Annotated in this window: 11 protein-coding genes; 5 read left to right on the top strand and 6 right to left on the bottom strand. The window is 41.0% G+C overall.

Translation table 11 applies throughout. The features are described 5' to 3' along the window. Positions 1-119: 119 nt before the first annotated feature. From aceF to ampD, 5 genes are all read right to left on the bottom strand, one after another. A complete protein-coding gene (aceF, locus tag ATS75_RS17210) occupies positions 120-2,021 on the bottom strand; it encodes a pyruvate dehydrogenase complex dihydrolipoyllysine-residue acetyltransferase (RefSeq protein ID WP_058561657.1) in 1,902 nt (633 codons plus the stop codon). An 11-nt stretch (positions 2,022-2,032) separates the two neighbouring features. Continuing rightward, complete coding sequence (gene aceE / locus ATS75_RS17205) at positions 2,033-4,699, bottom strand: pyruvate dehydrogenase (acetyl-transferring), homodimeric type (RefSeq protein ID WP_058561656.1); 2,667 nt, start codon at positions 4,697-4,699, stop codon at positions 2,033-2,035. Positions 4,700-4,789: 90 nt separating this feature from the next. Continuing rightward, positions 4,790-5,539 carry a pyruvate dehydrogenase complex transcriptional repressor PdhR gene (gene pdhR / locus ATS75_RS17200; protein ID WP_058561655.1) on the bottom strand — a complete coding sequence of 250 codons (750 nt, stop codon included), beginning with the start codon at positions 5,537-5,539 and terminating at the stop codon, positions 4,790-4,792. Positions 5,540-5,834: 295 nt separating this feature from the next. Next, the gene (ampE, locus tag ATS75_RS17195) at positions 5,835-6,686 is read right to left on the bottom strand and encodes a beta-lactamase regulator AmpE (RefSeq protein ID WP_058561654.1); all 852 of its coding nucleotides are present in this window, start codon (positions 6,684-6,686) and stop codon (positions 5,835-5,837) included. 25 nt (positions 6,687-6,711) lie between these two features. Further along, positions 6,712-7,257 carry a 1,6-anhydro-N-acetylmuramyl-L-alanine amidase AmpD gene (gene ampD, locus ATS75_RS17190; RefSeq protein ID WP_058561653.1) on the bottom strand — a complete coding sequence of 182 codons (546 nt, stop codon included), beginning with the start codon at positions 7,255-7,257 and terminating at the stop codon, positions 6,712-6,714. A gap of 239 nt (positions 7,258-7,496) precedes the next feature. Between ampD and nadC the strand changes: the two genes are divergently transcribed. The 3 genes from nadC (at position 7,497) to ATS75_RS17175 (ending at position 9,695) form a co-directional block, all read left to right on the top strand. Then, positions 7,497-8,342 carry a carboxylating nicotinate-nucleotide diphosphorylase gene (gene nadC / locus ATS75_RS17185; RefSeq protein ID WP_058561652.1) on the top strand — a complete coding sequence of 282 codons (846 nt, stop codon included), beginning with the start codon at positions 7,497-7,499 and terminating at the stop codon, positions 8,340-8,342. Between the two features lie 477 nt (positions 8,343-8,819). Beyond that, positions 8,820-9,248 (top strand): pilin, encoded by a 429-nt coding sequence (locus ATS75_RS17180; RefSeq protein ID WP_058561651.1) that lies wholly within the window; start codon positions 8,820-8,822, stop codon positions 9,246-9,248. A gap of 15 nt (positions 9,249-9,263) precedes the next feature. Then, positions 9,264-9,695: a pilin gene (locus ATS75_RS17175; protein ID WP_082665511.1), complete on the top strand. Its 432-nt coding sequence runs from the start codon at positions 9,264-9,266 to the stop codon at positions 9,693-9,695. Here the strand turns inward: ATS75_RS17175 and ATS75_RS17170 are convergent. After that, positions 9,676-10,284 carry a hypothetical protein gene (locus tag ATS75_RS17170; protein WP_058561649.1) on the bottom strand — a complete coding sequence of 203 codons (609 nt, stop codon included), beginning with the start codon at positions 10,282-10,284 and terminating at the stop codon, positions 9,676-9,678. The two genes, ATS75_RS17175 and ATS75_RS17170, sit on opposite strands and share 20 nt — an antisense overlap. A gap of 147 nt (positions 10,285-10,431) precedes the next feature. Between ATS75_RS17170 and ATS75_RS17165 the strand changes: the two genes are divergently transcribed. Together ATS75_RS17165 and ATS75_RS17160 are read left to right on the top strand one after the other, a co-directional pair. Continuing rightward, positions 10,432-11,658 carry a type II secretion system F family protein gene (locus ATS75_RS17165; protein WP_058561648.1) on the top strand — a complete coding sequence of 409 codons (1,227 nt, stop codon included), beginning with the start codon at positions 10,432-10,434 and terminating at the stop codon, positions 11,656-11,658. Between the two features lie 31 nt (positions 11,659-11,689). Further along, positions 11,690-12,589, top strand: a complete 900-nt coding sequence (locus ATS75_RS17160; protein WP_058561647.1) for a prepilin peptidase — start codon at positions 11,690-11,692, stop codon at positions 12,587-12,589. Position 12,590 lies beyond the last annotated feature (1 nt).

Genomic DNA, 12,590 nt, shown 5'->3' with positions numbered 1-12,590 from the left:
CTGCAAGGCAGAAAGTCAGAGCAGATCAAAAATTTGTGCAAAGATTGTATCATTGCAAATGGTAAAAATCCCAGCAAAAAACAACTGGCTGGGATTTGATTCTGTTCACATTGTAGTGATTACATCACTAACTGGCGTATATCGCTCATGTAACTTGCTAGCGTAACAGTAAAGCGTGCTGCTAATGCACCGTCAATCACCCTATGGTCATATGACATTGAAAGTGGAACCATTAACTTAGGTTCAAACTCTTTGCCATTCCATTTTGGTTTCATTTCAGATTTAGACACACCCAAAATAGCAACCTCTGGCGCATTAACGATAGGCGTAAATGCAGTACCACCAATCCCACCTAAGCTTGAAATAGTGAAACAACCGCCTTGCATATCAGACGAGGTAAGCTTACCTTCACGCGCTTTAACAGAGATGTCCATCAGCTCGCGTGATAATTCAATAATGCCTTTCTTATCCACATCTTTGAATACAGGTACAACTAACCCGTTTGGTGTATCAACCGCTACACCAATATTGATGTACTTTTTAAGAATTAAGCTTTCACCGTCTTCTGATAACGACGAGTTAAATGTAGGGAAATCAGCCAATGCTTTTGCCGCTGCTTTCATTACAAAGACTAAAGGTGTAATTTTAACACCCAGCTTTTTCTTCTCGTTAAGTGCATTTTGCTCTTTACGGAATTGCTCAAGACTAGTGATATCAGCTTCATCAAACTGGGTAACATGTGGGATTTGCACCCAGTTACGATGCAAGTTTTTGCCTGATAGTTTTTGAATACGAGAAAGCTTCTTCTCTTCAATTTCACCAAATTTAGCAAAATCAACCTTTGGCCATGGGATTAACCCAAGTTCACCGCCACCAGCATTACCTTTGGCAGCAGATAACTGACCTGATTCAACTTGCTTAACTAGGTTTTTAACATAGTTTTGCACGTCTTCTTTAATAACGCGATTTTTACGACCTGAACCTTTTACGTTCGCAAGGTTAATACCAAACTCACGGGCTAAACGGCGAACAACTGGCGATGCATGTGCATAAGCACTGTTGTTTTCAAAGCTTTCATTACTTGCTTTTGCAGGTGCTGCTTGCGCTGGCGCAGGTTTTGACTCTGCTTTTGGCGCTGGTGCTGATTTTTCTGCAGGTGCTGCAGCTGGCGCGCTTCCGGCAACTTCAAATACAAAAATAAGTGAACCGGTCGATACTTTATCGCCTGCGGCTACTTTTATTTCTTTTACTGTGCCCGCAAACGGTGCGGGTACTTCCATTGCTGCTTTGTCGCCTTCAACGTTTAAGATTGATTGATCTTCTTCAACCTTATCGCCAACAGCAACCATGACCTCTGTCACTTCAACTTCATCACCGCCGATATCTGGCACGCTAACTTCTTTGCTGCTCGGCGCAGCACTTTGTGCAGGCGCAGATTCAGCAGCAGGAGCGGCCTCTGCTTTAGCTGGAGCAGACTCGCCACCAGCAATTTCAAAAACAAACACTAAAGAGCCTGTTTTTACTTTATCGCCTGCAGCAATTTTAATTTCTTTAACGGTACCAGCAAAGGGTGCAGGTACTTCCATAGCCGCTTTGTCACCTTCAACGTTTAAGATAGATTGCTCTTCTTCTACGCTATCGCCCACTGCAACCATAATTTCTGTTACTTCAACTTCATCATCACCGATATCTGGTACGGTCACTTCTTTTGTTGTTAAGCCTGAAGAGGCAGCAGGTGCTGCGTCTTCAGATTTAGCAGGAGCTTCTGGCGCTTTTTCTTCGCCAGCACTCTGGCCTTCAAAAATCATAATTAAAGAGCCAGTCGTAACCGTGTCACCTTCACTTACTTTAATTTCTTTTACTGTACCCGCTTGCGCAGCTGGTACTTCCATTGACGCTTTATCGCCTTCAACAGTTAGTAATGATTGGTCAACTTCAACAACGTCGCCAACATTTACTAGGATTTCGGTTACTTCGACTTCATCGCCACCGATATCTGGTACATTAATTTCAATACTCATTGCAAAACCTCTTAAGCGTACAGTGGGTTAAGTTTGTTAGTGTCGATGTCGAACTTCTTAAGCGCGTCAACCACCACTGACTTTTCAACTTCACCACGTTTAGCAAGTTCAGATAACGTAGCAACAACAACATAACCTGCGTTAACTTCAAAGTGACGACGTAAGTTTTCACGGCTGTCAGAACGGCCATAACCGTCAGTACCTAATACTTTGTAGTTGCTGCTAGGGATGAACGAACGCGCTTGCTCAGCGTAGTTTTTCATGTAATCCGTTGCTGCAACAGTCACTGAATCATTCAATACGCTAGTGATATACGCCGTTTTTTGCTCGCTTTCTGGGTTAAGCATGTTTGAGCGTTCAACGTCTTGACCATCGCGAGTTAATTCGTTGAATGACGTAACAGAGTAAACATCTGACGCAATACCGTAATCATCACTTAAGATAGCCGCTGCTTTGCGAACTTCAGTCATGATGGTACCTGAGCTTAATAGCTGTACGTTGGCTTTTTTGCCTTCATAGCTTTCAAGCTTGTAAATACCTTTACGAATGCCTTCTTCTGCGCCTTCAGGCATTGCTGGTTGCGCGTAGTTTTCGTTCATCAGCGTTAGGTAGTAGTAAATGTTTTCTTGGCCTTCACCATACATACGACGAATACCATCTTGAATGATTACCGCTACTTCGTAAGCATACGTTGGATCATAAGAGATACAGTTAGGCACTGTGTTCGCAAGAATATGGCTGTGACCATCTTCGTGTTGAAGACCTTCACCATTAAGCGTTGTACGACCTGCTGTAGCACCTAATAAGAAACCACGCGCTTGTTGGTCACCTGCCATCCATGCCATGTCGCCAACACGTTGGAAACCAAACATTGAATAGTAGATGTAAAATGGGATCATCGGCAAATCGTTCGTGCTGTATGATGTTGCTGCAGCAACCCATGAAGACATTGCACCTAGCTCATTGATACCTTCTTGCAGTACCTGACCTGATGTGGCTTCTTTGTAGTAAGAAACGATATCACGGTCTTGTGGTGTATAATTTTGGCCATGCGGGTTATAAATACCGATTTGACGGAACAAACCTTCCATACCAAACGTACGTGCTTCATCGGCAATAATTGGCACGATATTTTTACCGATACCTTTATCTTTTAATAAGATATTAAGCGCACGCACAAAGCCCATTGTTGTTGAAATATCGCGCTTTTGCTCATCAAGTAGCGGCTTGAACGCATCAACTTCTGGCAGCTGTAACTTTTCAGTAAAGTTAGGAATACGTGTTGGTGTATAACCTTTAAGTGCATCACGACGTGCATGCAAGTATTTGTATTCTTCAGAACCTTCTTCAAGTTCTAAATAAGGTAAGTCTTTAATTGCCTCGTCAGACACAAGATCTTGCAGACCCAAACGTGAACGTAAATGTTCAACGTGCGTCATGTCCATTTTTTTAACTTGGTGAGCAATATTTTTACCTTCAGCCGCTTCACCCATGCCGTAACCTTTTACCGTTTTAGCAAGGATAACCGTAGGACGGTCATTAGTTTGTTCAGCTTTTTTGAATGCAGCGTATAGTTTTGATGGCTCATGACCACCACGCTTGAGGGCAAAAATTTCGTCATCTGTCATATCAGCAACAAGTGCTGCTGTTTCAGGGTAGCGACCAAAGAAATGTTCACGTACGTAAGCACCATCTTTCGCTTTATAAGTTTGGTAATCACCATCGATGGTTTCGTTCATCAATTGTAAAAGCTTACCCGTTGTATCTTTAGCAAGTAAGATATCCCAACCACTGCCCCATACAACTTTGATAACGTTCCAGCCAGCACCTTTGAATAGGCCTTCAAGTTCTTGAATGATCTTACCATTACCCATTACTGGGCCATCTAGGCGCTGTAGATTACAGTTGATTAGGTAACAAAGGTTGTCTAACTTTTCACGCGCAGCAAAAGAGATAGCACCACGTGATTCTGGCTCATCCATTTCACCATCACCTAAAAACGCATACACACGTTGGTTTTTAGTATTTTTTAAACCACGACCATCTAAGTATTTTAAGAAACGCGCTTGATAGATAGACGCGATAGGACCTAGACCCATAGATACGGTAGGAAACTGCCAAAACTCAGGCATTAGCTTAGGGTGAGGGTATGATGGTAAACCATTGCCATCGACTTCTTGACGGAAGTTGTCTAACTGAGCAGCAGATAAACGACCTTCAACAAATGCGCGCGCATAAATGCCCGGAGAAATATGACCCTGATAGTAAACTAAGTCACCACCGTCTACATCATTAGGTGCTTTAAAGAAGTGGTTAAAGCACACTTCATAAAATGCAGCTGAAGATTGGTAAGACGCCATATGGCCGCCTAAGTCGAGGTCTTTTTTCGATGCACGCAATACAATCATGATTGCGTTCCAACGAATAATAGAACGAATACGGCGCTCAAGATTTACATCACCTGGGTATGCAGGTTCTTGATCGACCGGAATCGTATTAACGTAGTTTGTATTGATACCTGTTGGCATATCAACACCGTCTAAACGGGCTTGCTCTAATACTTGCTCAAGTAAAAACTGAGCACGTTCAACACCTTCTTCACGCACAACTGATTCAAGAGCTTGTAACCACTCTTGTGTTTCTAGCGCGTCTACGTCAATTTTATTGACTTCAGACATATGGAGGTTTCCTTATGTTTAAAATACGAATGTTTTTAATTAATACGATGAGTTTTTTGCCCACCGTACTTGTTTAAAGAGTTATGTTTACTAATTCTGTTTTGTGCGTCTCAAACTGCGTTCAATTCGCGAATGCTCTTTACCCGCTTCAAGTAAGGCCTCTTCTATAAAGGCTAAGTGAGCATTACTGGCTAGGCGAGCTTGTTCTGGATTCCCTTCAATCACCGCATCCATTAGCAAACGGCGATGCGCTGCTAGTTGTTTACTAATATGCGGCTTTTCTAACAATACGGTTAAGTTTTGTAAAATATTTTGCTCAAGCAGTGCTTGCATGCCTCGCACTAAATGCAGCAACACCACATTGTGTGAAGACTCCGCAACACTAAAGTGAAAAGCATTGATTGCTTTGGCTTTTTGTTGCAAGTCATCGTTCGCTGATGCAATGCTGTCAAAACTTTGTTTCACTTTATCAAAGTCAGTACTGGTGCCACGAAGTGCAGCATAATAGGCAGCAATACCTTCTAAGGCGTGACGAAACTCTAATAAATCAAATTGTGATTCAGGGTGTTTACTGATCAAATCAAACAGCGGATCAGTTAGCCCTTCCTCTAGCTGGTTTTTTACAAACGTACCACCACCTTGGCGGCGCGTAACCAGGCCCTTAGCTTCAAGCTTTTGAATTGCCTCACGCAATGAAGGGCGAGATACTTCAAACTGCTTCGCTAATTCGCGCTCTGGCGGCAGTTTTTCACCGGGTGCTAATGACCCCTCAAGAATCATATTCTCAAGTTGCTGTAAGATAACATCCGACAGTTTTGCTGCTTTAATCTTTAAAGACATTAATCAACATCCGCATTGTAGGAGCCCTAGCTTAAAACAAGCTGTTACTGCCTGTAGCTGAAACCAAAAAGGTAAATTGGTCATACCAAATTGGGGCATACGTTACCAAAAAGCTAGTTTGCTGTCAATTTCATGAAGAACACATACAGTAAAACAGCCTAACGCATTTAGCTCAAAGAATAAACAGTAGGTTATAACGACAGGTTTTGGGAGGGGTTTTTATAGAAGCACCAAATGGTCTGACCAGATGATATGTAGTTTAAAAGGCTTAACTCGTTAAGCCTTTTAATGAGCTTTAAGCTAAACCACCAAACAAGGTAAGTAACGCAATGAGCACCAAGTAAAACATAACGTTCCGCTTTACTAACTTCATCATACAGGTTGCTTCAAAAGTGCAACCAAAGTGTGCTTGCTCAATTTGCTCTGCAGCCAATGCCGTATTAGCCACCACTTTTCGGTTGCTGACAGAGAAATCAAATGCATACCTAAGTAAACAACTCGTGCCTTTATTAAAGTTACCAATAACCAAATAACCAAAGCTGGTGATACGTGCAGGTAACCAATCGAGCCAAAATAGCAGCGTATGGATGAGCTTAAACCGAGCAGCATAAGTCACTTTTTTATCTTCGCGCACTAAATCAGCATAAGTACGCACAAGTGCATATAATACTGCACCAGGCACACCTAAAATAACAAACCAAAATATAACAGCACAATAAAAGCGAAAATTGATCCACGCGAGCGTTTGCCCAAACGTTTCACCACCGGGTTCATTTTCAGTTTTTTTCTGCCCCATTTGCAAGGCATATAAAGTTGCCGCTTCTTTATCATCACGGGTTAGTGCGTTAAGGTATGACTTGTATAATGCTCGGTGTTTAGCGCAGCCAAAACATACTAGTAATACCACTATATTAACGACTAATTGCCACACAACAAAATCAGAAAGAGTGTAAATCAATGCAGTTGCGATAACGGGTAATACCAACCACACTAAAAAGCCATACGCTGAGTTAAATAGACCATTTTTACCCAACTGCTTTTTAGAACGCGTTAAATAACCTTGTGCATAGTAGCTAACCTGCCAACAATCAGAGCGCGCGCCTAGGCGCTCTAAAATTAAAGCAATTATTATTGAAATTAAAATCATAACGTTCTCTTTACTAAAAGCCGGGTTAATTTAGTTCAGCAAAAAAATGTTGCCAGTCAAAACTTTCACCGGGGTCTGTTTTACGCCCTGGTGCAATATCGCAATGCCCAACAATACGTGCTTTATTAATTGCTGGGTACTTATTCATCAATAACTTAGTAAGTGATTGTAATGTATTATATTGCATTTGGGTATAGCCACTAGTATCAGTTCCTTCCAACTCAACGCCTATACTAAAATCATTGCACTGCGCACGCCCTAAAAATTCAGACTGACCTGCATGCCATGCTCTTTGTGAAAAAGGAACGTATTGCACTATCTCACCCGTGCGCTTGATAAAACAATGCGCAGAGACCCGTAAACCATCTAAATCAATAAAACTTGAATGAGCTTGGCTGTCAATGGCTCCCATAAATAAATCATCAACATACTTTGTGCCAAACTCACCCGCTGGTAACGAAATATTATGAATTACCAGCAAAGATATTTTTTCATTGAGCGGTCGCGCATCGCAGTGCGAACATGCACGCTGCAACACTCCGACGAGTTTTCCTTCGTTATCAATTTTCATGCTATTACACCATTATTACACTGTGTTGAAGATGCTAATGGATAAAACGCAAAAATAATAGCTGCCAACGACTTACTATTGGAAATGCCTTTGCTTTAATGTGTATATTTATGTCCACCTACATCAGCATAGCCAAAAATAAATGTAGAACAGCACACAGCAAATGATCCCCGCTCTTCTATTCGCTATACAAACATAGTAAAATTTTAGCAATTCCCTAATTATAATGAGCTTTTATAATGTCTATCCCACAGAGCCTTTTAAGCCAGTTAGTTAAACTTGCCCTTGACGAAGATCTTAATTACCAAAGTGCTGAACAAGGTGATATTACTGCCGCCTTGATCCCACAGTCACAGCACGCAAACGCCAAAGTAATCACGCGTGAAGACAGTGTATTTTGCGGTAAGGACATTATCTTAGAAGTGTTTAAGCAAGTTGACCCTAGCGTAAACGTAGAAGTGTTAGTCAATGATGGCGACGTTGTCAAAGCCAACGACACCCTGTTTACAGCTAAAGGCTCTGCACGCGCTATTTTAACCGCTGAACGTACCGCCCTCAATTTTGTTCAAACATTATCTGGTACAGCCACAACCACAGCCCACTATGTCAAAGAGTTAGCTGGCACAACAACACTATTGCTGGATACGCGTAAAACTATTCCAGGCTTGCGCGCGCTACAAAAATACGCTGTAAAGTGTGGAGGAGGGGCCAACCATCGAATTGGTTTATTTGATGCGTTCTTAATTAAAGAAAATCACATAGCGGCATGCGGCAGCATTCACAATGCAGTCAGCCAAGCTAAACTAAATCACCCAAACAAACCCGTTGAAGTAGAAGTTGAATCACTTGATGAGCTAGATCAAGCCATTAAAGCCGGCGCTGATATTATAATGCTTGATAACTTTACGCCGCCGCAAATTGAGCAAGCAGTTAAGTTAACTAACAAACGCGCAAAAATTGAAGTGTCAGGCAACATGACCATTGACACGCTCAAAGCATACTCTCAAGCCGGTGTTGACTATATTTCAAGTGGTGCGCTTACAAAACATTTACAATCAATTGACTTATCAATGAGGTTTGAGTAAATACACCTAACTTATTGAATATATTATTTACCTAATACGTTGACATTGTAAACAATTAATATTTAAATAAGCCGAAAGGCTTATTTTGTAACAAACTGTTAATTAAAGTACCCTTTTGACTAAAAAATGGTGCTATGATAAGACCATAGTTTGATATAAATAAAATATACCGCACCTAAATAACTAGTTTTAATTATTTGGTGTAGTACATTGTATTTTGAAAATGCAGTGAACGCCTCTTAATGACTAGGAAAGTTCTCAAAGTGCCGTTAAATAACGACTAAGTGACTTCCAAAACAGTATTTTAGTGCTAAAGTAAATCTAGTTTAATATTTTTACTTAGTTAACTATTAGATTAGGTATTAACGCATCATTTAAAAAAACAGTAAGAAAAGTTGCTTATACTAGGGGACGTGCAATCCATTTAACCTGTAAATCGATTTAGCTTACACACATACTATCCTTTAGGAGAGGAACATGGAAAAAATGACACAACAAAGTCAAAAGGGTTTTACCCTAATTGAATTAATGATTGTTATCGCAATCATCGGTATTCTTGCTGCTATCGCATTACCGCAATACCAAACTTACACTAAAAAAGCCCGCTTCTCTGAGGTTGTTCTTGCAGCATCTTCAGCTAAAGGTCTCATCGACGTATGTTTCCAAACTCGTGGGGCAGGCGTTTTAACTAACTGTGACGAAGCTGCTGAAATAGGCCTCAATGCAACTGGAGCAGCGGCTGGTGACCATGTTGCTTCTGTTGCAGTAGCTGAAACTACTGCAGCCGTCACATCAACAGGTAATGCTTCTGTTGATAGTGTAACATATGTTTTAACCCCAACTGCAACTAATGGAACTCTTACCTGGGACCAAACAGGTACATGTATTGCAGCAGGTATCTGCTAATTATCTTGTATAATTGTGATTAAGCCTAAAGGGTTTACTCTTATAGAGCTAATGATGATCATTGCCATAATCGGCATTTTGATCTCATTAGCTCTTCCTGCCTATAACAACCACTTCAAGCGGGCTAAGTTTACCGAAGTCGTGCTCGCGTCGAATGCGTTACAACGAGCTATCGAAGTTTGTTTTTATACCAAAGAAACGCTCGATAATTGCGACTCTTTCACTAAAGTGGGTATCAAAAAGTCTGACTACACAACCCCAAACTTTATCGCTAACATTGAGATATCAAATAGTTCAGGCACTTTCACTTTAACTTCCACAGCAAGCAGTGAAGCATCAAAATCTAATAGTGGTGATACCTATATCATGCTCGCAAACGTTAATTCAAACCAGTTACTATGGGAGTTATCCTCAGCAAGCACCTGCATCAGTGAAGGGACTTGTTAAATATCAGCTCATTATTTTTTTGAGTTACATTTACAATGCCGTTTTTAGTGATCACACCACATATGGTTTCGCACTCAGTTTCAAAATCAGACAATACAAAGAATTCTTTCATTTCCACAGGTGAAATAGACTGGCTAATAAAATTATCATAGGCAATCCGCTTTTGGCTGCCAACCTCTGGTTCTGCAAACACATAAAAGCGTTCAAGCGCTTGTTCACCCCTTGCGTCATTTTTAGATACAGCAAAATATGATGTTTGCCACTTGATAATATAGGCAAGTCGTTGGCCGTCAATTTGTTTTACCCCGTAACCTAAAGAGATCAACTGGAGTGAAGCTATTAACGCGAGGTTTGTCATATTTTCCTTTTTAGATTTATTAGGAGACAACAACCAAAAACCCAGTATTGGACCAAGCACAAGGTCAATTAAAACAACAATACTCGCTAAGCCAAATAAATCTGTTAGGTGATACCTCCCAGCATAAAACCACTGGGTATATATAAATATTCCAACTGCAGATAAAACGGTAAAACCGATTAAAAAGTGTAGGCATACCCACTTGATTTTTTTAGTATATATTTCATTCACGGCACAATTTACTCCTATTAGAAAACCATTTCACACCCAAGAACTATTTAATCAGCTAAAGTTTACCTAATCAATTGTTTAAGGGACTAAACCTAGCTAATATGGGTGTAAGTATGAATTTATTTCTGAACTCAACTTGGATAAGTAATGGCTAAAGAAGCGGATAAAAAAGGACAAGACACTTTTGAGTGGGTTGGCGTGAGTGCCAGAGGCAAGCGTCTTGAAGGTGAATTAAATGGAACCAGTATCGCGTTAGTCAAGGCACAGCTTCGTAAACAAGGCATTACTCCCTCTAAAGTAAAACGCAAAGCCAAACCGTTATTCGGCGTGCGTATGCAAAAGATTACACCAAAAGACATTGCATTAGTTACCCGACAAATTGCCACCATGTTAATGGCTGGCGTGCCCCTTATCCAAGCCATTGAAATGATTGGTACAGGTGCCAGTAATAAAAGTGTTGGCAAACTAATGGAGACGATTGGTGACGAAGTAAAAGCCGGTGGCACATTATCCAACGCTCTGCGAAAGCACCCGCGTTATTTTGATGATTTATATTGTGATTTAGTTGCCTCAGGGGAGCAATCCGGTGCGCTTGATAAAATATTTGACCGCGTTGCGCTTTACAAAGAAAAGTCAGAAGCGCTGAAATCAAAAATAAAAAAAGCCATGTTTTACCCTATTGCCGTTTTGGTAGTCGCACTTATTGTTACCTCTATTCTACTTATATTTGTAGTACCCCAGTTTCAAGATATTTTTGCTGGCTTTGGCGCAGAGCTGCCAGCCTTTACCTTAATGGTGATTGGTATCTCTGAGTTTATGCAAGAATATTGGTGGATTATCCTCATTGCGATTGTCGGGTTTGGTTATACCTATAAAGAAGCGCTACTGAAAAGTAAAAAACTTCGCGATGCAACCGACCGTGCTATTTTAAAACTCCCAGTCATCGGTATGATTTTAAATAAAGCGGCTGTAGCACGCTATGCCCGCACACTTTCAACCACCTTTGCTGCCGGTGTCCCCCTCGTTGATGCACTCGACTCTGCCGCTGGCGCGTCAGGCAATGCGGTTTACCGCTATGCTATTTTAGATATTAAAGCAGAGGTTAGTTCTGGTAACCAAATGAACTGGGCCATGCGTAACTCAAAAATCTTCCCCGATATGGTGGTTCAAATGGTCGCCATTGGTGAAGAGTCTGGCTCATTAGATGGCATGCTGGCAAAAGTTGCGACCATTTATGAACAAGAAGTAGACGATGCCGTCGATGGCCTATCAAGCTTACTTGAGCCACTAATTATGGCGGTGCTCGGTGTGCTGGTTGGCGGGTTAATCATTGCTATGTATTTACCAATTTTCCAACTTGGTGCTGTTATTTAATTATTTTTCGTATTTAGGTTTAGGTAGTTTAATGCACGAATTTTTTCTCGACATAATCACTGTTATGCAAAGTCATTTATGGTTTTATTTACTCACAGTAGGGCTTGTAAGTGTGTGCGTGGGCAGTTTTTTAAATGTGGTTATTTATCGCATTCCAAAAATGATGCAACGTGAATGGCAAACAGAGTGCCGAATTTTACTGGGTGATGAACTCAAAAAGGCAGATAAACCTTCTCCTGACGTGTTTAATCTAATTAAGCCCAATTCAACCTGCCCTAAATGCAAAACAGCGATTAAACCTTGGCAGAATATTCCTGTTATTAGTTGGCTATTACTCAAAGGTAAGTGTGCCAGTTGCGAAAACCCAATTTCAGTTCGCTATCCTATTATTGAGATGCTGACTGCCCTACTCAGCTTGGTTATCGCAATAAATTTGGGGGCGTCTGATTTAGCGCTACTTTATATCGCGATCACGTGGGTGCTTGTTGCGTTGACCTTTATTGATATTGACCACATGTTACTACCGGATCAATTGACACTTCCTTTAGTTTGGCTTGCATTAATCGCGTCTGTGTTTGGCGTCACAGCCGTTTCCCCAGAAGAGGCAATTATTGGTGCTGCTTGCGGGTATTTAAGCTTATGGAGTGTTTTTTGGTTATTTAAACTAATAACGGGTAAAGAAGGGATGGGGTATGGTGACTTTAAATTACTTGCTGTATTCGGTGCCCTACTTGGTTGGCAGTCATTACTCACCATTATTTTGCTCTCTAGTGTCGTTGGCGCAGTAATGGGTATTATTTTGTTAAGTATTCAAGGTAAAGATAAAGCCACGCCAATTCCTTTTGGCCCTTATTTAGCTATCGCAGGTTGGGTAACATTATTGTGGGGCGAACACATTCAGCACTACTACTTTAATACCTTAGGTTATTAAT

Origin of the sequence: Pseudoalteromonas sp. H105 (assembly GCF_001469215.1) — a bacterium.
Taxonomy (GTDB): Bacteria; Pseudomonadota; Gammaproteobacteria; order Enterobacterales; family Alteromonadaceae; genus Pseudoalteromonas.
The sequence above is the reverse complement of the archived record's forward strand: the minus strand, read 5'-3'. Positions and strand labels throughout refer to the sequence as shown.

Bases quoted from the DNA above. Each gene is read 5' to 3' on its own strand.
- aceF (WP_058561657.1), bottom strand. From the start codon at position 2,021: ATGAGTATTGAAATTAATGTACCAGATATCGGTGGCGATGAAGTCGAA.
- aceE (WP_058561656.1), bottom strand. From the start codon at position 4,699: ATGTCTGAAGTCAATAAAATTGACGTAGACGCGCTAGAAACACAAGAG.
- pdhR (WP_058561655.1), bottom strand. From the start codon at position 5,539: ATGTCTTTAAAGATTAAAGCAGCAAAACTGTCGGATGTTATCTTACAG.
- ampE (WP_058561654.1), bottom strand. From the start codon at position 6,686: ATGATTTTAATTTCAATAATAATTGCTTTAATTTTAGAGCGCCTAGGC.
- ampD (WP_058561653.1), bottom strand. From the start codon at position 7,257: ATGAAAATTGATAACGAAGGAAAACTCGTCGGAGTGTTGCAGCGTGCA.
- nadC (WP_058561652.1), top strand. From the start codon at position 7,497: ATGTCTATCCCACAGAGCCTTTTAAGCCAGTTAGTTAAACTTGCCCTT.
- ATS75_RS17180 (WP_058561651.1), top strand. From the start codon at position 8,820: ATGGAAAAAATGACACAACAAAGTCAAAAGGGTTTTACCCTAATTGAA.
- ATS75_RS17165 (WP_058561648.1), top strand. From the start codon at position 10,432: ATGGCTAAAGAAGCGGATAAAAAAGGACAAGACACTTTTGAGTGGGTT.
- ATS75_RS17160 (WP_058561647.1), top strand. From the start codon at position 11,690: ATGCACGAATTTTTTCTCGACATAATCACTGTTATGCAAAGTCATTTA.